General features: G+C 39.9%; 22 protein-coding genes and 1 other annotated feature. Of the genes, 3 read left to right on the top strand and 19 right to left on the bottom strand.

Annotation, left to right across the window (positions count from 1 at the left end):
* Positions 1 to 44 precede the first annotated feature (44 nt).
* Positions 45 to 266, bottom strand: a binding site (T-box leader).
* Positions 267 to 366: 100 nt separating this feature from the next.
* The 4 genes from gltX to MKY07_RS19310 all read right to left on the bottom strand — a co-directional run bounded on the left by gltX (position 367) and on the right by MKY07_RS19310 (position 4,405).
* The gene (gltX, locus tag MKY07_RS19295; RefSeq protein ID WP_008407013.1) at positions 367 to 1,827 is read right to left on the bottom strand and encodes a glutamate--tRNA ligase; all 1,461 of its coding nucleotides are present in this window, start codon (positions 1,825 to 1,827) and stop codon (positions 367 to 369) included.
* A 206-nt stretch (positions 1,828 to 2,033) separates the two neighbouring features.
* Positions 2,034 to 2,510: a 2-C-methyl-D-erythritol 2,4-cyclodiphosphate synthase gene (gene ispF, locus MKY07_RS19300; protein ID WP_339263377.1), complete on the bottom strand. Its 477-nt coding sequence runs from the start codon at positions 2,508 to 2,510 to the stop codon at positions 2,034 to 2,036.
* 121 nt (positions 2,511 to 2,631) lie between these two features.
* The gene (ispD, locus tag MKY07_RS19305; protein ID WP_339263379.1) at positions 2,632 to 3,312 is read right to left on the bottom strand and encodes a 2-C-methyl-D-erythritol 4-phosphate cytidylyltransferase; all 681 of its coding nucleotides are present in this window, start codon (positions 3,310 to 3,312) and stop codon (positions 2,632 to 2,634) included.
* A 13-nt stretch (positions 3,313 to 3,325) separates the two neighbouring features.
* A complete protein-coding gene (locus MKY07_RS19310) occupies positions 3,326 to 4,405 on the bottom strand; it encodes a PIN/TRAM domain-containing protein (RefSeq protein WP_008407019.1) in 1,080 nt (359 codons plus the stop codon).
* A gap of 285 nt (positions 4,406 to 4,690) precedes the next feature.
* Here MKY07_RS19310 and MKY07_RS19315 point away from each other — a divergent pair, with 285 nt between their 5' ends.
* Entirely contained in the window at positions 4,691 to 5,338 is a 648-nt protein-coding gene (locus tag MKY07_RS19315) for a GPR1/FUN34/YaaH family transporter (protein ID WP_008407020.1), read from the top strand.
* 69 nt (positions 5,339 to 5,407) lie between these two features.
* Here MKY07_RS19315 and radA read toward each other — a convergent pair whose 3' ends face one another.
* From radA to MKY07_RS19350, 7 genes are all read right to left on the bottom strand, one after another.
* Positions 5,408 to 6,781 carry a DNA repair protein RadA gene (gene radA, locus MKY07_RS19320; protein WP_008407021.1) on the bottom strand — a complete coding sequence of 458 codons (1,374 nt, stop codon included), beginning with the start codon at positions 6,779 to 6,781 and terminating at the stop codon, positions 5,408 to 5,410.
* A 240-nt stretch (positions 6,782 to 7,021) separates the two neighbouring features.
* Entirely contained in the window at positions 7,022 to 9,466 is a 2,445-nt protein-coding gene (locus tag MKY07_RS19325; protein WP_014822400.1) for an ATP-dependent Clp protease ATP-binding subunit, read from the bottom strand.
* A complete protein-coding gene (locus MKY07_RS19330) occupies positions 9,463 to 10,560 on the bottom strand; it encodes a protein arginine kinase (RefSeq protein ID WP_014822399.1) in 1,098 nt (365 codons plus the stop codon). Before MKY07_RS19330 ends, MKY07_RS19325 begins: the two co-directional genes overlap by 4 nt.
* The gene (locus tag MKY07_RS19335; RefSeq protein WP_008407026.1) at positions 10,557 to 11,099 is read right to left on the bottom strand and encodes a UvrB/UvrC motif-containing protein; all 543 of its coding nucleotides are present in this window, start codon (positions 11,097 to 11,099) and stop codon (positions 10,557 to 10,559) included. The genes MKY07_RS19330 and MKY07_RS19335 overlap by 4 nt, the downstream gene beginning before the upstream one ends.
* A gap of 12 nt (positions 11,100 to 11,111) precedes the next feature.
* Positions 11,112 to 11,576: a CtsR family transcriptional regulator gene (locus MKY07_RS19340; protein ID WP_008407027.1), complete on the bottom strand. Its 465-nt coding sequence runs from the start codon at positions 11,574 to 11,576 to the stop codon at positions 11,112 to 11,114.
* A 202-nt stretch (positions 11,577 to 11,778) separates the two neighbouring features.
* Complete coding sequence (locus tag MKY07_RS19345) at positions 11,779 to 12,084, bottom strand: DUF4870 domain-containing protein (protein ID WP_008407029.1); 306 nt, start codon at positions 12,082 to 12,084, stop codon at positions 11,779 to 11,781.
* Positions 12,085 to 12,205: 121 nt separating this feature from the next.
* Complete coding sequence (locus MKY07_RS19350) at positions 12,206 to 12,418, bottom strand: hypothetical protein (protein WP_014822397.1); 213 nt, start codon at positions 12,416 to 12,418, stop codon at positions 12,206 to 12,208.
* Positions 12,419 to 12,583: 165 nt separating this feature from the next.
* Here MKY07_RS19350 and MKY07_RS19355 point away from each other — a divergent pair, with 165 nt between their 5' ends.
* Positions 12,584 to 13,897, top strand: coding sequence for a globin-coupled sensor protein (locus MKY07_RS19355; protein WP_339263381.1), 1,314 nt, complete (start codon positions 12,584 to 12,586; stop codon positions 13,895 to 13,897).
* A gap of 59 nt (positions 13,898 to 13,956) precedes the next feature.
* Here MKY07_RS19355 and MKY07_RS19360 read toward each other — a convergent pair whose 3' ends face one another.
* From MKY07_RS19360 to adh, 5 genes are all read right to left on the bottom strand, one after another.
* Positions 13,957 to 14,445 (bottom strand): acyl-CoA thioesterase, encoded by a 489-nt coding sequence (locus tag MKY07_RS19360; RefSeq protein WP_008407032.1) that lies wholly within the window; start codon positions 14,443 to 14,445, stop codon positions 13,957 to 13,959.
* Between the two features lie 64 nt (positions 14,446 to 14,509).
* A complete protein-coding gene (locus MKY07_RS19365) occupies positions 14,510 to 15,940 on the bottom strand; it encodes an aldehyde dehydrogenase family protein (RefSeq protein ID WP_339263382.1) in 1,431 nt (476 codons plus the stop codon).
* Positions 15,941 to 15,971: 31 nt separating this feature from the next.
* The gene (locus tag MKY07_RS19370; RefSeq protein WP_065217684.1) at positions 15,972 to 16,946 is read right to left on the bottom strand and encodes a DUF4003 family protein; all 975 of its coding nucleotides are present in this window, start codon (positions 16,944 to 16,946) and stop codon (positions 15,972 to 15,974) included.
* A gap of 118 nt (positions 16,947 to 17,064) precedes the next feature.
* On the bottom strand, positions 17,065 to 17,421 hold the full coding sequence (locus tag MKY07_RS19375) for a DUF779 domain-containing protein (protein ID WP_339263383.1): 357 nt from the start codon (positions 17,419 to 17,421) through the stop codon (positions 17,065 to 17,067).
* A 17-nt stretch (positions 17,422 to 17,438) separates the two neighbouring features.
* Positions 17,439 to 18,965: an aldehyde dehydrogenase gene (gene adh, locus MKY07_RS19380; RefSeq protein ID WP_339263384.1), complete on the bottom strand. Its 1,527-nt coding sequence runs from the start codon at positions 18,963 to 18,965 to the stop codon at positions 17,439 to 17,441.
* Positions 18,966 to 19,321: 356 nt separating this feature from the next.
* Between adh and rluF the strand changes: the two genes are divergently transcribed.
* Positions 19,322 to 20,026, top strand: a complete 705-nt coding sequence (rluF, locus tag MKY07_RS19385) for a 23S rRNA pseudouridine(2604) synthase RluF (RefSeq protein WP_065217687.1) — start codon at positions 19,322 to 19,324, stop codon at positions 20,024 to 20,026.
* 107 nt (positions 20,027 to 20,133) lie between these two features.
* Here rluF and MKY07_RS19390 read toward each other — a convergent pair whose 3' ends face one another.
* From MKY07_RS19390 to MKY07_RS19400, 3 genes are read right to left on the bottom strand one after another with little or no spacing between them, the layout of a single operon-like run.
* Complete coding sequence (locus MKY07_RS19390; protein WP_008407040.1) at positions 20,134 to 20,841, bottom strand: ABC transporter ATP-binding protein; 708 nt, start codon at positions 20,839 to 20,841, stop codon at positions 20,134 to 20,136.
* A gap of 1 nt (position 20,842) precedes the next feature.
* Positions 20,843 to 21,619: an ABC transporter ATP-binding protein gene (locus MKY07_RS19395; protein WP_008407042.1), complete on the bottom strand. Its 777-nt coding sequence runs from the start codon at positions 21,617 to 21,619 to the stop codon at positions 20,843 to 20,845.
* Positions 21,616 to 22,554: a branched-chain amino acid ABC transporter permease gene (locus tag MKY07_RS19400; RefSeq protein WP_014822390.1), complete on the bottom strand. Its 939-nt coding sequence runs from the start codon at positions 22,552 to 22,554 to the stop codon at positions 21,616 to 21,618. The genes MKY07_RS19395 and MKY07_RS19400 overlap by 4 nt, the downstream gene beginning before the upstream one ends.
* Positions 22,555 to 22,556 lie beyond the last annotated feature (2 nt).

Raw genomic sequence — 22,556 nt, forward strand, 5'->3', positions numbered from 1 at the left:
TTGCCATTCAAATGAAAAAAGCGTCTCCATCACCTAAAGAAGGTGACAGAGACGCTAGATGCGCGGTTCCACTCTGGTTGAAAAAGTAGCCATACTTTTTCCGCTTAAAGTCCTGTAACGTGGACAAATCGATTTAACCTACTTCAAATTCAGTTAAATACTCAAAGGTGCATTTCAGCTTTGCCTTAACCTGGATCACTTTCAGCCGGTGGTGATCCTCTCTAATAAGGGGTGCGCAGCGTACTTCTCCTTCTCAACGTGCTATCACTTATAGAATTATATTCATTTTACATCTATTTTCAGAAAAATCAATCATTTTATCCATTCTAGAGAACTGTTAAGTAAGCTCCCTATTTACAAAATGAATTACTTTGCAAATTTTTCAACACGGGCAATTGTTTTTTCCTTGCCGATTAAAGCAATGGCATTCGGTAATTCCGGACCATGTGTTTGACCAGTCGTCACAACACGGATTGGCATAAACAGATTTTTACCTTTTACACCCGTTTCTTTTTGTACAGCTTTAATCGCTGCTTTAATTGAAGCGGCATCAAAAGTTTCTAAAGCTTCTAATTGAGTTTTAAATGAAGCCATAACAGCCGGCACAGTTTCACCCGCTAACACTTCATTTGCTTCTTCATCATATGCAATTTCTTCTGTGAAAAATTGGCTCGATAATTCTACGATTTCTGCACCGAAGCTCATTTGCTCATGGTAAAGCGCGATTAAATCAGAAGCCCATGCATGTTGCTCTTCTGACAGCTCTTCTGGAAGTAAGCCCGCTTTTTGCAAGTGTGGCAATGCTAAAGCAACTACCTCTTCATGAGACATTTTTTTAATATATTGGTTGTTCATCCATGTTAGTTTTGTTTTATCAAACATAGATGGTGATTTTGATAAGCGTTTTTCATCAAACAGCTTTACAAATTCGTCATGCGAGAAGATTTCCTCTTCTCCTTCCGGTGACCAGCCAAGCAATGCAAAGAAGTTAAACATCGCTTCCGGTAAGTAACCAAGGTCCTTGTATTGTGTAACGAACTGGATGATTGATTCATCACGTTTCGATAATTTCTTGCGCTCTTCATTTACGATTAATGTCATATGACCATATTGCGGATATTCCCATCCGAATGCGTCAAAAATCATCATTTGTTTTGGTGTGTTTGATAAATGCTCTTCCCCACGGAATACATGTGTAATTTCCATGAAGTGGTCATCCAGTACTACCGCATAATTGTATGTTGGAATACCGTTTGCTTTTACAAGTACCCAGTCGCCGATATCTTTTGATTCGAACGATACTTCGCCGCGAACTAAATCAGTGAACTGATACGTAACATTTTCCGGAACACGCATACGAATTGTGTGAGGGATACCAGCAGCCTCTTTTTCAGCAACTTCCTCGGCTGTTAAATGACGGCATTTTCCATCATATGCAGGTGCTGCAACACCTTGTGCTTTTTGTTTTTCGCGTGATGCTTCAAGCTCTTCTGAAGTACAGAAACATTTATACGCCTGTCCGTTTTCCAGCATTTTTTCTGCATGCTCTTTATAAATATCAAGACGTTCCATTTGACGGTAAGGTGCATATGGGCCACCGATATCAATCGATTCATCCGGTGTAATGCCTAACCAGCGTAAGTTATCAAGTTGAGAAGCTTCCCCGCCCTCTACATTACGCTCAATATCTGTATCTTCAATACGTACTACAAAAGTACCGTTGTGATGTTTTGCATATAAATAATTGAATAATGCTGTACGTGCGCCACCGATATGTAAGAATCCTGTTGGCGATGGTGCATAACGAACGCGAACTGTTTTCGTCATAATATTGCCTCCTAATTTTAGCGTCAAAACGCTCGACCTTTTCCGAATATAAAAAATTTACTTTTATATGGATATGAACGGACATTATATTGTCCAATATCGGCACAATAGATGTCTTTTAAACTTTAACCATTCTACCACTGTAAGTTATTAAATTAAAGTAGCGTGTGCCGATTTTTGACACACGCCCTCAATTTTATCGCACTTTATGCTTTTACTAAAAGAATCGTTGCCATTGCTGCAATTCCTTCTTCACGGCCCACAAAACCTAACTTCTCTGTTGTTGTCGCTTTTACATTAACTTGCGAAGGTTCGGCATTCAGTAGTTGTGCGATACGGTTTTGCATCTGTAAAATATATGGGGCCATTTTCGGACGCTGTGCCATAATCGTACAATCCACATTGCCTAATTTATATCCGCGCTCTTCAACCATCTTCCAGATGTGTTCAAGTAACTTCGCTGAATCTGCATCTTTCCACTCCGGATCTGTATCAGGGAAGTGACGGCCGATATCCCCTTCACCAATTGCACCTAATGCCGCGTCTGTTACTGTATGTAAAAGTACATCGGCATCTGAATGACCTACTAAACCGCGCTCATGTGGAATTGTAATACCACCTAAAATTAATGGACGTCCTTCTGCAAATTCGTGAACGTCAAACCCTTGTCCAATTCGAAACATATCGTTGCTAGCCTACAAAGTAAACTAGCCTTCACCTTCTTTCTGGTAATCTCATTATCATTAGTATAATCAACTTGTCCGAAAAAAGCCTCGCAAACCTATATTCTTTTCAAGGTATCTTCTATTTTCGTTGTTTTAAAATAGCTTCCCCAAAAATCAGATCTTCCTGCGTTGTCATTTTTACATTTTCATAACTGCATTCCACAATATGAATATCATGTCCTAAACGCTCCACGAGCATCGCTTCATCCGTTCCTAAAAAACCCACCTTTTCAGCTACATTCTCAGCTTCTGCCAGTAAATCATAACGGAACGCTTGTGGTGTTTGAACCATCCATAAAGACTCCCGGTCAACGGTTTCTTTAATAAGACCGTTATGGACGACCTTCATCGTATCTTTCGCACGAACTCCTGCAATAGCCGCTCCTTTTTCATAAGCGACTTTTGCAAGTTCGGTAATTTTCGGAATAGTAATAAAAGGTCTTGCAGCATCATGAACAAGGACAACATCCACTGCACTCATTTCTTTTATGCACGAATGCACTGAATGTTGGCGTTCTTCACCACCTGTCGGCAAGCCTTTTACTTTTGTAATATTATGTTTTTCGATGAGCGCCTGGATAAATGGCCGTTCCTCATCCTTTACGGCAAGCCAAATTCCTGTACAATTTTCATCACGTTCAAAAACAAGAAGTGTATGAACTAAAATCGGTTTATCCGCTAAGTTTAAAAATAATTTATTTTGCCCGGCACCCATGCGCTTTCCACTTCCTGCTGCCGGCAAAACGACTTCATAACGCAAAATGCTTCACATCCTAATCCTCTTTTGGCTTGGCGAAAATCATTCGCCCTGCTGATGTTTGAAGTACGCTCGTTACCGTCACTGTAATCGCCTGGCCAATATAGCTTCGGCCGCCTTCTACTACAATCATTGTACCGTCATCTAAATAGGCCACACCTTGATTGTGTTCTTTCCCGTCTTTAATGACTACGACTTGCATATCTTCACCCGGAATTACGACCGGTTTCACCGCATTTGCCAAATCATTAATATTCAATACTTGTACACGGTGCAGTTCACAGACCTTATTTAAGTTAAAATCATTCGTCAGTATTTGGGCACTCATGTTTTTGGCTAATCGAACCAACTTTAAATCCACTTCAGACACATCTTCAAAATCAACTTCCGTAATAAGTACCTTCGACGCACGTTCGTCCTGAAGCCTTTTTAAAATATCTAGACCCCTGCGACCACGCGTACGCTTCAATGTATCAGATGAATCCGCGATATGCTGTAGTTCCGTCAAAACAAACTGAGGTACAACTAAAACCCCTTCAACAAACCCTGTTGCTGAAATATCAGCAATACGGCCATCAATAATGACACTTGTATCAAGTAATTTATACTGCTCCTGATCTTGAACTTCCTTGACAGAACCGTCACTCTGACGCTTTTTCGTCGACTTCCCGGAAAAAATTTGCAACAGCTCATCCCGTTTACTAAAACCTAGCCGGAAACCAAGATAACCAAGAACAATGGATAAAATAGCAGGAACAACAGCGGTAATAACCGGAATGTTCATTTGATTGATCGCGACACCGACCAATGTTGCTACACATAATCCTACGATTAAACCGAGCGTACCAAATAATAAATCCGCTGCAGGCAATTTGAATAATACTTCCTCTAACCAAGTAATTAATTTTACAAAGTAATCAGATAATGCAAACGATAAAACGAATAACAAAGCAGCACCTATCGCAACACTGAAATATGGATTATTAAGCCAAGGATTGGATGATAAGTTCATGAATGCATATAATGGCGGTAAGAAAATGAGGCCTAATGCTCCACCGATAAATAAAAATGCTACTTGAATTATTTTCTTCAACATTTGTTTCACCTCCAAGTAATAATTATACATCTAAAGTTTCATTCATGCGAAGCCCAGGTACCAAAAGCAAGGGTAAATAAACAACAAACGCCAATTGAATTCCAATATTAGGATTTTACCCATTTTTTAAGATTATTCCCTATTTTTTTTAGTTAGATTTGCGCGATATTAATTCAATAATGACGTACTTCATTCTAAATTTCCGTTCCCTGTAGCTTAAACAAACTAATGAATATATTATATTAATATAATAGAAAATTTTAACATAGAAGAGGAGAATACGTTTTGAATACTGCAAAAGAAGTAAAAATTACTACTGCTGATCCGTCTGCAATCGGTCTATTCGGTTTGGCGATTGTAACATTTGTTGCTTCCACTCAAAAGTTAGGCTGGACAGAGGGCTTAGGTTTGGTTATTCCTTGGGCAATATTTTTAGGTGGTATTGCACAATTTTACGCATCTGTCTTAGACTCAAAACATAATAATACATTTGGTACGACTGCATTCGGCGCATACGGTTTATTCTGGATGGGTGTAGGTATGAGCTGGTTCGTTCAAGCCGGTGTATTTGGTGCAACATTACAGGCATCTGTTGATACATCTCAGCTCGGTGTTGTGTATTTAGGTTATTTAATCTTTACCCTATTTATGACGATTGGTGCAGCTGAAACAAATAAAGTTCTATTCGCGATCTTTGTAATGATCGACTTCTTATTTATTGGTCTGGCATTAAGTTCATTTGGCATTATGGAGCACGGTATGCATTTATTAGCAGCCTACTCTGAATTAATCATTGCTCTTTTATCACTTTACGGTGCAGGTGCTAATGTATTGAACAAGCATTTCGGCTTCAATTTCTTACCGATTGGAAAGCCTTTTGGTATTTTCACAAGAGAAGCATTTTTAAAGAAAGAAAAAACAGTAAAAGCATAATTTAAAGAGGCATGGAAATTTTTAACTTCCCGTGCCTCTTTCTTGTGCGGATTATTATGAATCCGTTCACTATAAATTTTGGAAAGATTCCCGCAGTGCATCACTGATTGTTTCAACACCGACGACTTGTATGTCCGGCGGGAATTCCCAGCCCCCAATATTAGAAGCTGGAATAAAGGCGCGTTTAAACCCTAACTTTGCCGCCTCCTGTACACGTTGCTCAATTCTGGAAACACGACGTACTTCACCCGTTAAGCCCACTTCACCGATAAAACAATCTGTCGGACGTACTGTCTGATCTTTAAAGCTTGATACAATACTTGTTAAGACAGCTAAATCAATCGCAGGCTCATCCAGTTTCACACCACCCGCAACTTTAATATACGCATCCTGTGCCTGAAGCATCATGCCCATACGTTTTTCCAATACCGCCATTAAAAGCTGAACACGGTTTTGGTCAACCCCGGTTGCCATACGCTTCGGATAATTGAAACTGGTTGGTGTAACAAGCGACTGTATTTCTACCAAAATTGGGCGTGTCCCTTCCATCGATGCAACAATTGTTGAACCAGGGGCACCTTGTGAACGTTCCTGTAAGAACAGCTCGGACGGATTCAATACTTCCTTTAATCCCCCATGGAGCATTTCAAAAATTGCAATTTCATTTGTAGAACCAAAACGGTTTTTCTGACTGCGTAAAATCCGGTGGTTATGGTGACGTTCCCCTTCAAAGTAAAGCACCGTATCTACCATATGTTCTAAAATACGCGGACCGGCAATCTGTCCTTCTTTTGTAACGTGACCAACAAGGAAAATAGCGATATTTTTTGTTTTTGCAATACGCATTAATTCTGCTGTACATTCACGTACTTGTGACACACTGCCCGGCGCACTAGTAACTTCCGGATGGTGCACCGTTTGAATCGAATCGACAATGACAAATTTCGGTTGGACTTCATCGATTGTTTGATTTAAAAATTCCAGATTCGTTTCCGAGTAAATATAAAGCTCTGGTGTATGGACACCTAAACGTTCAGCACGCAGCTTCGTCTGACGTACAGATTCTTCACCGGATATATATAAAACACGTTTCCCCTGATTAGAAAGAAGTGCAGATACTTGCAGTAGTAATGTCGATTTCCCGATACCCGGATCACCGCCTATCAGCACGAGTGAACCTGGTACAATACCGCCTCCGAGTACACGATTAAATTCATTCATTTCTGTAGCGATACGTGTTTCTTCTTGTACTTCCACATGGATAATAGGGGTTGCTTTTGTAGCCGTTGTAGAATGCTGGAACGCCCCGCGTGGCCCTTTTGAGATGACTTCGACTTCTTCATTCATCGTATTCCATTCGCCACAGCCAGGACAGCGCCCCATCCATTTTGCTGCTTCATAGCCACAGCTGCTGCACATAAATTTAGACTTCTTTTTTGCCATTTTGCTAGCTCCTTCGAATGTTTGTTCCTATAATTGTACACGAAACAAAATTGAATACCCACTAATCCGTCGCAAAATTCTTTTTCGGTTAGCTTCTCATACATATAACAATTCCTGTACATCCCGTTTAATTGCGTATGTGTAACCGGCGCGTTTCGCTTGTATATGCCACCAGTACCCAGCAACTTCAGTCTGCATAAAAAAGACGAGGCAGGAACTATCCCGACTCGTCTGGTTTTACTAATTTGTTGCTACTTTTTCTTGTGTACGTACGACAAACTCATCATTTACATAGTCAAGTACGACTGTTTGAGTCTTATCCAATGTACCTTTTAACAGTTCTTCGGATAAGCGGTCTTCCACATGTTTTTGTAATGCACGACGTAATGGACGCGCACCATATTGTGGATCATAACCTTCTTCTGAAATTTTCTCAAGCGCTGCATCTGTAAGCTGCAGTTCGATATCCTGCTCTTTTAGACGTTTCTTTAATGAATTCGCCATTAATGATACGATTTCTTTTAAGTGATCCTTCTCTAATGAATGGAATACGATCATTTCATCAATACGGTTTAAGAACTCTGGACGGAACGCCTTTTTCAGTTCTTCCAGCATTGTGCTCTTCATGTCTTTATCTTTCGATGCATTTAAACCGGCGCCGAAGCCAACATGTTTGCGGTATTTCAGTGCATCTGCCCCAACATTCGATGTCATAATGACAACTGTGTTACGGAAATCAACTACACGGCCTTTTGAGTCAGTTAAGCGGCCGTCTTCCAACACTTGTAATAAGATGTTGAATACATCCGGGTGCGCTTTTTCGATTTCATCCAGCAGTACAACTGAATATGGTTTACGACGAACTTTTTCTGTTAATTGACCGCCATCATCAAATCCTACATAGCCTGGAGGTGAACCGACTAAACGAGAAGTCGAATGTTTCTCCATATACTCGGACATATCTACACGGATCATTGCATCTTCATCACCGAACATTACTTCAGCAAGCGCTCGTGCAAGTTCCGTTTTACCGACACCAGTAGGTCCAAGGAAGATAAAGGAACCGATTGGACGTTTTGGATCTTTTAAGCCGGCACGGGCACGACGGATTGCACGGGAAATTGCTTCTACTGCTTCACCTTGACCAACTACGCGTTTGTGTAATTCTTCTTCAAGATTTAATAACTTCGCAGATTCAGCCTGAGCAATTTTCGAAACAGGAATTCCCGTCCACATCGCTACCACTTGTGCAATATCGTCTACATATACTGTAGATTCTTCTTTGCCTTGTTTTTCTTTCCACTCTTTTTTCAATTGTTCAAGCTCTTGTTTCAGCTTCTGCTCCGTATCACGCAATGCAGCAGCTTTTTCAAATTCCTGTCCTGAAACAGCAGCATTCTTTTCAGACTTAATGCCTTCCAGCTTATCTTCTAACTCTTTTAAATTAGGTGGAACAGTATAAGAGCGTAAGCGCACTTTTGAACCAGCCTCATCAATTAGGTCAATTGCTTTATCCGGTAAGAAACGATCCGAAATATAGCGATCTGATAATTTTGCTGCTGCTTCTACCGCTTCATCCGAAATTTTCACACGGTGATGTGCTTCATAACGGTCACGCAAGCCATTAATAATTTGGATTGTTTCTTCAACAGATGGCTCATCAACTTGGATCGGTTGGAAACGACGCTCTAATGCTGCGTCTTTTTCAATATATTTGCGGTACTCATCCAATGTAGTTGCGCCGATACATTGCAGTTCGCCTCGTGCCAATGATGGTTTTAAAATATTCGATGCATCAATCGCACCTTCTGCACCACCTGCACCGATTAATGTATGAAGCTCATCGATGAATAAAATAATATTGCCGGCCTGACGAATTTCATCCATCACCTTTTTAAGACGGTCTTCAAATTCCCCACGATATTTTGTACCTGCAACAACTGTTCCCATATCGAGCGTCATAACACGTTTATCGCGTAATGTTTCAGGTACTTCATTATTGATGATTTGCTGTGCCAATCCTTCTGCAATGGCCGTTTTACCTACACCCGGCTCCCCGATTAGTACCGGGTTGTTTTTTGTACGACGTGATAGTACTTCTACAACACGTGTAATTTCTTTAGAGCGGCCGATAACCGGATCAAGTGAACCTTCACGCGCCACCGCTGTTAAATCGCGGGCTAAACTATCAAGTGTTGGTGTATTTACTGTTTGCGTCATACTGGAATTACCGCTAGTGTTTGAGTCATTGTTGCCTAATAACAATAAAACTTGTTGGCGGGCTTTATTGATACTTACACCTGTATTCGCCAATACGCGGGCAGCAACGCCTTCACCTTCACGAATTAAAGCTAATAAAATATGCTCTGTTCCGACATATGCATGCCCTAATTTACGGGATTCATCCAATGAAAGTTCGATTACCTTTTTAGCACGTGGTGTGTAGTGAACGATAGGACCTACATCTTCTGTGCCTTTCCCAACAAGTTCCTCAATGCCGGTTTCGATCATTTGAGGGCTAATATTAATTGCTTCCAAAGCTTTAGCGGCAATTCCGCCACCTTCACGAATTAAGCCAAGTAAAATATGTTCTGTTCCGATTTCTTTATGCTTAAGACGAATTGCCTCTTCTTGAGCAAGTTGTAATACCTTTTGAGCACGTTGTGTGAATCGATTAAACATCATAGAAAATCCTCTCCTTTTTCCCCATTGTTTGTAGCTTCATCTTGCTCGTTTAACTTTTCTTGCAACAGCTTCGCACGATACATGTCGCGTTCTGCTGGTTGTAACGTAGTACCAATATATTGCTGAATGAGTCCAGGTTGCATAATAAGCATGCACTCATTTAGTTTACGCTGTGAAATTGCTTCTAATAATCCTAAACTTACCCCAAGACGCACATTTGATAAACAGCTTGCCGCTTCTTCACTCGTTAAAATTTTTGCGTACTTTAACGTACCGAGTGAACGGCTTAAACGGTCTTCCAACGCGGAGGGGGCACGCATCAATAAATTTTTGCGTGCAAGCTCTTCCTTTTTGATAACTTGCTCGACAACATCCTGAAGCTCCTGTAAAATCGTTTCTTCTGATTTACCTAGTGTAATCTGGTTCGAGATTTGATAAATATTGCCTAAATTTTCACTGCCTTCCCCATATATACCCCGCACAACCATTCCTAATCGTGTCATCATCTGAATTAATGGATTCATCTGTTTCATCATTGTGAGTGCAGGTAAATGGAGCATGACAGATGCTCGAAGCCCTGTTCCGACATTTGTTGGGCAACTTGTCAAATAACCATAGCGGTCTTCATATGCGTAATTAATTGACTTACTTAAGTAGCGGTCAATATTACGAGCCTTATCAAATGCTTCTTTTAAATTCATTCCTTGCGTAAGACTCTGTATACGAATATGATCCTCTTCATTTACTAATATGCTAATGGATTCATCTTTTGTTAAAAAAAATGATCCAATTTTTTTTCTTCGTGCCAAATTCGGACTGATCAAATGCTTCTCCACTAAAATTTGGCGTTGTAAAACGGGCATATCTTTTATTTGGAAATAAGAAAACTGATACGGGTTGTCATCTAAAGATAATAATGACTGCATCATTTTTTCTTCGATCATTTGTGCTTCCTGTTCTGTAAAACTAATCGGAAATCGAGTATTGGCAATATTACGAGCAAGCCGAATGCGCGTGCTAATGACGATATCTGAATCGCTTTCGTGCTGCATCCAGCTGGGACTGGCATTCGTTAAAAAATGCTCGATGTTCATGCGTTCCCCTCACCTTCCTGTTTTATTTTACTTTCCAATTCCCTAACTTCATCACGTATGGACGCTGCATCTTCAAAACGCTCTTCCTCAATTGCTTGCTGCAGTGATGAACGGAGCTCTTGGATTTGTTGTTCCACTTTTTCTTTTGAAGGTCCTTCTTCCACATATCCTACATGCTGAGTACCTGCCTGCAGACGTTCAAGTAGCTGTGGTAATTGCTCACTAAATGTTTCGTAACATTGACCGCATCCAAATTTGCCTTGCTTTAAAAACTGTCGGTACGTAAATCCACAGGATGGGCAGGATTTTGGGCTGGCAGTATTTGTTGTCGTGCTTTCTTTCTTTGCATTCACAGGTACAAAATTAAACCAATTTGAAATAAGCTGCTGAAGAGATGCAGGCTCTTCATTTACGTCAAATTGAAATGGATGAAATTGAGTTGCACATACTTCACAGTAGTGACGCTCGACTTTTTGACCATTGTGAACTTGAGTAACGGTAACATTGGCATGACGCTGTTTACAATGCTCACATATCATAATAATCCACCTCTACTTTTCAAAAGAAATCGTTTGTAGCATTGCGTGCATAATCCGCGCTCTTAGCTGATCACGCAACGGTAAAGCTACCTGTAATGTGACACGATCTAAAGCGGCCTTCATAATGCTTGCTTCTCGCTCTGTAATGATATCCTCTTCCAATAAACGGAAAATAATACGCTCAGCATTAGTTTGGGCTATGGCGTTACCTATTTGTGTTTCCATTTCGTCCAGTAAATTTTTCTTAGAGTGGATTGTTACACGCAAAATCCGAATATAACCGCCACCACCCCGCTTACTCTCTACATAGTAGCCATGCTCGGTCGTGAAACGCGTATTGATAACGTAATTGATTTGGGAAGGAGCACAGGCAAATTGCTTTGCTAATTCATTTCGCTTTATTTCAATATGTCCCTGTCCCTCTAATTCAATAACTTCCTTCAAATACCCTTCAATTATGTCAGATATATTCCTCATGCTGTCTCTCACCTCTCATCAACTGACTTTGACTATCTTTGACTTAAATATACAATATTTATTTTTCGAAATGCAACTAATCACTCTTGTTTTAGGTTTCCCTATTTTCACATTAATAAATCCCTATTTATGTAAAAAAGCGGTAAGGTGTTTTTTAAACAAACCTTACCGCTTTTATAAACTTTGCCAAGACGAGGATAAATTATACCCAGCGTCCGACGATTGGATAATTCCAGTGCTGATCAGACAATGCTTTAACAATACCGATGATCGGTGCAATCCAGAAGATGGCTAAAAATACTAACAGGAATGGTAAACCAATTAATATAACTGAAAGGACACCTGCAATCGCTATGAAGATACCGAATACGATTTGGAAAAGCAATGCTTGAATCGCGGTACGCTTTACTTCATCTTCAGAACTTATTAAGAAAAACAGAATCGGTACTAGGAACGGCGCAAAGAATGCACTGGCATGAATGATGATTTTCGACCATTTAGATTCCATTTGTTATCAACCTCACTTTAGTTTATTAGCTTATTTACGGATAATATTCGTAAAAGTTTCATAGAGAGGGCAAAAAATCCCGAATTTTTATTTCGAGATTTCCGGTCATTTCTGTATTTGGTCAATATGGGCCTCTATCTTTCGGGTTGTCCCCTTCTTGTGGAAATAAGAAGTAGGAAATAATCGCCGTTAAGATGGTTGCTCCTATAACTATTAAAATCCGGTCACGGTCGCCTACTTCTGCATAATTGTTTACAAGCATAATATACGATGCGATCGCCACCCCAAGTGACAATGGTATAACAAATTTCAAACGCCCTTTATGAAACTTCATTAATACAACGCCTTTCACTATTTACTGCATCCATTTTAATTAGTTATTATATTACCTCATATACAAATTACTGTAAATTTTTTATCCTTATAGAATAATACTGATATGATCCGATATAAACAGTAATAGAGTATTATTTAATAAATAGACGAAACGAGGAAGAACATGGGTATTCTGTTTTCAAGAGCGACAAAAGTTTCAAACAAGCCATATTTTGATATAGCTAATTATGCACAGCAAGTAAATCTGGATGTTTCAACCTATCCTAACTTACACAAACAGATTGAGTTGCTAAAATTAACGAAAGAGGATTTAGCTGTAATTAAACAGTTAGAACCTTTTGCACAACAGGTTGTCCCGAATATGGTGGAAAAGTTTTACGGTGCAATCAGTTTAAGTCCGGAACTAATAGATATTATTGGGAGTTCAGCTCGAATGGATCGTCTAAAAGGTACATTAACGAAGCATTTAGAAGCGATGTTCAACTGTAATATCAATTCACATTATATAGAAGAGCGACAAACGATTGCGCATGTTCATGTCAAAATCGGACTTCAATCCAAGTGGTATATCGCTTCATTCCAATCGCTAATGACAACGTTTATCGATTTCATTAGTAAAATAGAAATGTCGAATGTTGACATGGCTAAAGCAGTTGATGCTTTTTCAAAACTCATTAACTTCGAGCAACAGCTTGTCATTGAAGCATATGAAAAAGAAGAGCAACGAATTCGTACTGAAAGTTTAGATGTAAAATACAGAATTGTAGAGCGAATTCAACATACTGCACAAGAGTTAACGCATATTAGTGATCAAACAAATGCATCATTACAGGAAATTGCGAGCCAATCAGAAGAAATTGCTTCCAATACAAAACAAGGTTTAAATTTAGTAGCAGAAACAGAAAATAAATCAACAACAGGTACTACATATTTAATTAACCAGACAACAATCATGACCAACATTTTGAATCGTGTGGATACACTTGAATCGTCAATGGTTAAACTCCGTCAATCGTCTAAAAAAATTGCCGAAATTGTAGGATTGGTAACAGGTATTGCTGATCAGACAAACTTGCTTGCATTAAATGCATCGATTGAAGCAGCACGTGCAGGTGAACACGGAAAAGGGTTTGCCGTAGTAGCTGATGAAGTCCGAAAGCTTGCTGAAGAAACTAAAAATGCAGTTCAAAACGTCTCTCATTTAATTAAAGAAACCGAACTTAGTATTTCACAAATGTCTGACTCTGTTTCTAGTGTAGATGAGCAAGTAAAAATGAGTGTTGATACGCAAAAAAGCCTGGCAGATTCCTTTACATCGATTACAGAAGCGGTACATGGAATCAAAACGCAATATGAAAACACGAATGAGGACATTCATGCCATTTCTTCTGTTATTACCGGTTTGACACATACAACGAATGATGTAATGACATCATCCGATTCATTGCTGCACATTGTCCAGGAACTGCATGATTAATTTTGCTTAATACCAAAAAGGGATATCAACTGGCATTTTGCCTTTGATATCCCCTTTTTTTATGCACGACGTTTTTTTGATAATGCACGTTTTTGTTTTCGATGTTCCTGACGAATTGGGCCTGTTTCAAATAAATGACGTTCGAAATCCGTCTCCGGTTCAACTCCCGGCACTTCTTTCGGCTTGCCATTTTCGTCAATTGCAACCATCGTTACGAAAGATTCAGTCGTTAATTTCTTTGCACCTGTTTTAATATTTCTTGATACAACCCGTACATATACTTCCATCGAAGTACGACCTGTTCCAGATACAACAGCTTCCAGTTCAATCATATCACCTGCATAGGCAGAAGATACGAAGTCTACTGAGTCAAAAGAAGCAGTAACGACTTCACCTTGGCAATGTTTCATTGCTGCAATCGCAGCAATTTCATCAATATATGCTAACACTTTCCCTCCAAATATCGATTGATGATGATTTGTATCAGGAGGCAGTACTAATCGTGTTTGGATAGATTTTGAAAAGCTCATTGGCAGAGTATTTTTCATAATCTTCCTCCTTTCTAGACTACACTCCATGTTACTATTCGGAAGATGGAAGTGCTAGTACAAACTATTCATAATTCAACTTCATCGTAATAAATTTTAAATCGGTCATTTCTTCTACTGCATACTTAATGCCTTCTTTACCATATCCGCTCATTTTGACGCCCCCATATGGCATATTATCTACACGGAATGTTGGAATATCGTTAATGATGACCGCACCTGCTTCAATTTCTTCCGCGGCCTTCATTGCATCAGTTAATACATTTGTGTAAATACCAGCATTTAACGCAAGCTCCGATTCATTTACAAGTGCAATTGCTTCGTCCAGCGTATCGTATGGCACAATGGAGACAATCGGCGCAAAAGTCTCTTGGCAAACAATTTTCATATCGGACTTCACATTCGTCATGACAGTTGGGGAGCAAGTACGTTCTGTAAATTCAGCTCCCGTTGCAACCGTTGCACCTTGCTGTTTCGCCTGTTCAATCCATTCTTTTATACGGCTAACCTCATCCGGGTGAATCATTGCACTCACATCCGTTTTTTCATTATGCGGATCACCGACAACTAGTTTCTTTGTCTCTTCTACAAATGCCTTTGTAAATGCTTCATAAATTGAAGAATGAACATAAATTCGTTGCAATGAAATACATACTTGTCCTGCAAATCCAAATGCACCGCCTACACAGCGTTTCATAATTTTTTCAAGCGGTGTTGAAGGCTCAACAATGAGTGCCGCATTTGATCCAAGCTCTAGTGTAATTTTCCGCAAGCCGACTTTTTCTTTAATCTTCAAGCCAACCGTACCACTACCCGTAAACGTCACTTTTTTCACAAGCGGATGTGTTACGAGTGTCTCGCTCAATTCCCCGCCGCTACCTGTCACGATTTGCAATGCGCCGTCCGGTAAACCTGCTTCTTTGAAAATTTCCGCCATCGCAAGTGCACTTAACGGGGTTTGAGATGCAGGCTTTAATACAACTGTGTTCCCTACAGCAAAGGCTGGACCTAATTTATGCGCTACGAGATTAAATGGAAAATTAAATGGTGTAATTGCCGAAACTACGCCTAAAGGTACTCGCTTTGTATAACCGATTCGATCTTTTACACCTTGTGCTGCATCCATCGGAATCGTTTCGCCTGTACTTTGTTTAGCCGCCTCTGCAGCAAATTGATACGTCGCAATAGTACGATCCAATTCAGTAAGCCCTGCAGAGATTGGTTTTGCCGCTTCATCTGCTAAAATTTCTGCAAGCTCGTTTTTACGTTCACGCATGATTTCCACGACTTTGTATAAAATTTCTGCACGCTCATAAGCAGTCGTATTTTTGAATGATTTGAATGCTTGATGTGCGCCTTCGATTGCGCGCTCCACGTCCCCTGCCGATGCTTTTGCTACATTTGCAAGCAATTCTCCTGTATAAGGTGCCGTTAACTTACTTGTTTCATTTGTACTTTCCCAAATGCCGTTAATCCATAATTTTGTCTGTTTCATTTTATTCACTCCTTACTATTGTTTACCCAAATTAAAAAAATATATCGAGAATATCGATGGCAAGTAAAATTGGGATATCATCTATATAATCGCTCATCTCAAGAGCCTGCAAAAATAATAAACTATCATTGAAATGAGATAACAATTCGTTTTCAATTAACCTTTTCAGCACATATTGGGCAGCGGTCATTAAAGCATACGCTTGCATCCCAGTAAACATCGGGAGCTTTGCGAGTGCTCGTTCCATTTCAACAATTTCATCGACAACTTCCGATGAAGCCCCTACTAACGCCAGTAAAGCTAAATATGGATAAGACCTTTTCTTCACTTTCACACCATTATTTAAAAATGACTGCTTCATCGCGACTACATAATCAACTAATACCGGCTGAAACTCCTCATCATACAATGGCAATAGCTGTGTCATTGCTTGCAAGGCATCCCCATTTTTAAAACCTTTGCCGTTCAAGGCATCATAGTATTTCCGCATTGTTTGAGCTAGCTTAACCGGATTATTTTGCTTTTTTGTCAGTAAAACTGCATATGGAATATCATCTTTACCGGTCAGGAAAAAATGATGTTTTTTCATTTCATCATGTAATGCTTTTGCTTTTCCAGCATGTGCTTCATCCACTAAAAAAAGGGCCGCGATTCTTTGATAGCTGCTGGATTTAAACCCTGCATTCAATAATGCCTTTTCATTTAACTTTAAACGATGAAGCTCCTGCTCAGGTTGTGGGTGCAATGCGAAATGGGCTAACATTTTATATGTTAAAACTGAATTATTTGATGGTGTAGAGAAAAACTCGAAAAATGATTGCCTTGATTTTTGATTATGTATTTCTTTTACATTCTTCTCAAATGCAGGGCCATTAAATGTTTCACGTGAAAATGTAAATTGTACCGCTAATGGTATCCTGGCAGCACTTTGTACGTCCGCCCCGAAAAAAAGCTCCATCCGCTCATTATTATTTTTAAGTAATTGTATAAAAGCTGTTTGCTCCATCAGTACACCCTCCTTTCCTTGATTATACGCCTAAAATTTTAAAGTGAAAAAAATTTGATTTTTTCTCCACAAAAAAGAGGAATACTGATTGTTGAACCAGCATTCCTCTTTTACAACTTTATATTTGAAGCTCATCAAGCTCTTCTTTTGTGAAAGCCCGTGATCTAGATAAAAAGCGTTTTCCTTCGACGCCCTCTAACGAAAACATTCCGCCACGCCCATCGACGACATCAATAATAATCTGTGTATGCTTCCAATAATCATATTGGTTTTTGTGCATATAAAATGGACTTCCGCCAATATGACCGAGCAATATATCCTGGTTGCCGACAATTAAATCGCCATCCGGATAGCACATTGGAGACGAACCATCACAGCAGCCTCCCGATTGATGGAACATAACCGGGCCGTGGCGCTCTTTCAATTTCTCGATCAACTGTAGTGCTGCTTCGGTTGCTATAACGCGATCAACCAAATTCTGCACCCCCTCTCTTAGAAGAAGCCTAAGCGGTTTTCATCATAACTTACTAGCAAGTTTTTCGTTTGTTGATAGTGGCTTAACATCATTTTATGGTTTTCGCGACCAACACCACTCATTTTGTAGCCCCCAAACGCCGCATGTGCCGGATATGCATGATAGCAGTTCGTCCATACACGTCCCGCCTGAATACCACGGCCAAAGCGGTAAGCAGTATTCATATCACGTGTCCATACACCTGATCCTAATCCATATAATGTATCATTTGCGATTTCCAACGCTTCTTCTTTCGTTTTAAATGTTGTTACAGCAACAACAGGGCCGAAAATTTCTTCCTGGAAAATACGCATTTTATTATGACCTTTAAATACAGTCGGTTTAATATAGTAGCCGTCTGCATAATCACCGCCTAAATCATTTTTCTCGCCGCCGATTAAGCATTCCGCGCCTTCCTCTTTACCAATTTGTAAATAGGATTGGATTTTTTCCATTTGTTCCGATGATGCCTGTGCACCCATCATTGTATCTGTATCTAAAGGGTTGCCTGTTTTAATTGCTTCAACACGCTTTAATACGCGCTCCATAAATTTCTCGTAGATTGATTCCTGAATAAGTGCACGAGAAGGACATGTACATACTTCACCTTGGTTTAAAGCAAATAATACGAAGCCTTCAACCGCTTTATCCAAAAATGCATCATCTGCATCCATAATATCTTCAAAGAAAATGTTCGGTGATTTACCGCCCAATTCCAGAGTAACCGGAATCAGATTTTGAGATGCATATTGCATAATAAGGCGACCTGTCGTCGTCTCACCTGTAAATGCTATTTTACCGATGCGCGGATTCGATGCTAACGGCTTTCCTGCTTCTAAACCGAAGCCATTTACAACATTCAGCACACCTGGTGGAAGTAAATCTTCAATCAGCTCAACAAGCAATAAAATTGATGCTGGTGTTTGCTCAGCCGGCTTTAATACGACACAGTTTCCTGCAGCAAGTGCAGGCGCCAGTTTCCATACAGCCATTAATAGTGGGAAATTCCATGGAATAATTTGTCCAACTACACCAATCGGCTCATGGAAGTGATAGGCCACTGTATTTTCATCAATCTGACTAAGAGATCCTTCCTGTGCACGTAAAGCACCCGCAAAATATCGGAAGTGATCAATACCCAAAGGTAAATCTGCATTCAAAGTTTCACGTACCGCCTTACCGTTATCCCATGTTTCTGCAACGGCCAGCATTTCTAAATTTTGTTCCATACGATCTGCAATTTTCAGTAAAATATTCGAGCGTTCAGTTGCCGATGTCTTACCCCAGGCATCCTTTGCCGCATGGGCTGCATCTAAAGCAAGCTCGATATCTTCTTCCGTAGAACGCGCGACCTGGGTAAATACTTTGCCCGTAACAGGAGTAACATTGTCGAAGTACTCCCCCTTTACTGGCGGTGTCCATTTACCACCGATAAAGTTGTCATAACGCTCCTTGAAATTTACTAATGTGCCATCCGTGTTTGGATTTTGATACACTGCTGCCATTGAAATCTCTCCCCTTTGCACAAATTGTGGTGACCATACCTTCTCATAAAAAGGCAGTGCTGACATCCATGCTGTAAAGCTCACTTTTCTGTGAGAGGTATCTTCATCTATTATATTGTCAGAAAAGTTGAATCATTTCAAATATTAAACTACAATTTTCAGATTATTTTATTATTCCCTATTCTGTTATACTGAAAATGAAGAGATTACTATAATAAAAATGTATAAAATGGGTAAATTCCAGTAAAGATAAGTTTATCCATCCATTGGATAATCAACTGTCATTTCGAACGAAGTATTACAAGTACAGATAGACTCCTGTATACTGAAGATATTCTATTAGTAGGTGAAAAATTATGAGAATCAATAAGTTTTTAGCAGAAACCGGCATCGTGTCCCGTCGCGGTGCAGATAAATGGGTAGAAGATGGCCGTGTAAAAATCAATGGGGTTGTTGCGACAAACGGCAGCCAAGTTGAAACAGGCGATGAAGTATTAGTTGACGGTAAGCCTGTAAAAAGACAGGAAGAATTAGTTTACATTGTACTGAACAAGCCTGTTGGGATTACAAGTACAACAGAAAAACAAATTGAAGGAAATGTTGTGGATTTTGTAAATCATCCGCTTCGTATTTTCCATATCGGACGTTTGGATAAAGATTCAGAAGGTTTACTGCTTCTTACAAATGACGGAGATATCGTCAATGAAATTTTAAGAGCAGAAAACCATCATGAAAAGGAATATGTCGTACAGGTAGACAAGCCGATTACCGATCAATTTATTCACGATATGAGCTCGGGAGTGGAAATTTTAGATACAACGACATTACCTTGTCGAGTAGAGAAGGTGTCTTCTAAAGTGTTTAAGATTATTTTAGAACAAGGATTAAATCGCCAAATTCGCCGAATGTGTTCTGCACTTGGCTATTCTGTACAGCGATTACAGCGCATTCGTATTATGAATATTCATATCGGCAATTTAAAGGTCGGACAGTGGCGTGACCTTACAGATAAAGAAAGAAATGAACTATTTCAGTTACTGAACTACACACCAAAGCAATAAGAAATGTTCAAATATCCAGATAACGAATGCATTGTTTGGTAGCATTTGTTAGAGTCTTTATAGAACAAGTCCGCTATTTTCGATAGGAAAGTAGCGGACTTGTTATTTTATAATCCGCCTAAATAAGCGGCTCTTACTTCATCGCTCTCCTGCAGTTCTTTTGCTGAACCTGTTAGGACGATTTTGCCTGTTTCCAAAACGTAGGCGCGGTGGGCAACCGATAATGCCATGTGTGCGTTTTGCTCTACAAGCAATACTGTCACACCTTCTTTGTTGACCATTTCAATAATGTTGAAGATATTTTTTACCATAAGAGGGGCTAGACCCATTGATGGCTCATCCATAATGATCAGCTTCGGCTTAGCCATTAAAGCACGGCCCATCGCAAGCATTTGCTGTTCTCCGCCTGATAAAGTCCCTGAAAGCTGCTTGCGTCGTTCCAACAGACGAGGGAACAACTCAAACACATGATTTAAATCCTTTTTTATAGCCTCTCGGTCATTCCGTAAATAGGCACCCAATTCCAGATTTTCTTCCACTGTCATGTTCGAAAATACGCGACGTCCTTCCGGTACATGGGAAAGCCCTGCCTTTACGATCGTTTGTGCCGGCTTTCCATCGATTGCCGCACCTAAATATTCAATCGAACCCCGCTTTGGCTTCAGTAAACCTGAAATTGTTTTCAGCAATGTACTTTTCCCTGCTCCATTGGCACCGATCAATGTTACAATTTCGCCTTCTTTTACTTCGAGGGAGATTCCTTTCAATGCTTGGATATTACCATAGAATACATCGATATCATTAATTATTAGCATATTATTCTGTAACCTCCTCACCTAAGTAAGCCTCAATTACTTTCGGGTTTGAACGGATTTCTTCAGGTGTCCCATCGGCAATTAACTGTCCGTGGTCAAGTACGTAGATTCGCTCACAAATACCCATAACTAAGTTCATATCATGTTCGATCAATAAAATCGTTAAATCAAATTCCTTACGAATAAAAGCAATTAGCTCCATTAAATCATGCGTTTCCTTTGCATTCATCCCGGCTGCCGGTTCATCCAATAATAATAGCTTTGGTGCAGCAGCCAACGCTCGGGCAATTTCCAGGCGACGCTGCATTCCGTATGGCAAGTTTTTCGCAAGCTCGTCACGGTATACATCAAGCCCGAATATTTTCAAGAATGCTAATGACTCCTGTTCCATTTTCTCTTCGCCTTTAAAGTGACTTGGCAACCTGAAAATGCTCGAAACTAAATTATGTTTTGCCAAACCATGGTTAGCGACCTTTACATTATCCAGTACAGACAACTCTTTAAATAGGCGAATATTTTGGAATGTCCGGCTAATACCTTGGCGTGTCACCTTATATGGATCCAGGCCGCCAATTGCTTTTCCGTTGAATATAATTGTCCCTTCCGTTGGTGTATATACCCCTGTCAGCATATTAAATGTTGTTGTTTTCCCTGCACCATTCGGACCGATTAAACCTATCAACTCTCCTTGATTCAAATGCATTTCTACATTTTGAACAGCCTTTAAACCCCCAAACTGAATACCTAGCTTTTCTACTTTTAGAAGTGCACTGCTCATACGCGAGTACCTCCTTTTTTACCAAACTTGAAGTATGCTGTGATCTCTTTTGAACCTAATAAACCTGTAGGTCGATAAAGCATAACTAATATTAAAATCAATGAGTAAATAATCATCCGCGTTTCCGGGAAGTCCTGTAAATACGTAGAGACGAATGTCAGTAATACTGCTGCAATAACAGAACCAGATAAACTGCCTAATCCGCCCAATACGACGAATATTAAAATATCAAATGACTTTAAAAACCCGAATGCTGTCGGCTGAATAATATAATAATTATGGGCATAGATGGCACCCGCCACTCCAGCGAAGAACGAACCGATTGCAAATGCGACAACTTTGTAATAGGTTGTGTTAATGCCCATTGCGTCAGCCGCAATTTCATCTTCACGTATGGAAATACACGCACGACCATGACGAGAATTTGTAAAGTTCGAGATGACGAGAATTGTAATGAATGTCGCAAAAAAGGCATATGTCCATGTTGACTGATGGGCAACTTGCAAGCCTGCTGCACCACCTACATAGTCAGTATTCACAAATACAATTCGAATAATTTCAGCAAACCCTAGCGTAGCAATCGCCAAGTAGTCGCCTTTTAAACGAAGTGAAGGAATTCCTACAAGCAATCCGGCAAGTGCTGCGACAATAGCGCCAATTAAAATGGCTGTAATAAATGGCATGCCAAATTTCATTGTACAAATAGCCGATATGTAAGCTCCGACAGCTAGAAAACCTGCATGCCCTATCGAGAACTGACCTGTAACCCCGATAATGACATGTAAACTTACCGCCAAAATAACATTAATACACATTGCTATGAACATGTTTTGATAGTAGAACTGGATAACACCGTTGGAAATCAATAATTGAACAACTGCATAAATCACAAGTGCTAGGACGGCATAACCCCAAAAGATTTTCGATTTTTTCATGC

The organism is Solibacillus sp. FSL W7-1472, assembly GCF_037969775.1.
In the GTDB taxonomy this organism is placed as follows: Bacteria; Bacillota; Bacilli; order Bacillales_A; family Planococcaceae; genus Solibacillus; species Solibacillus silvestris.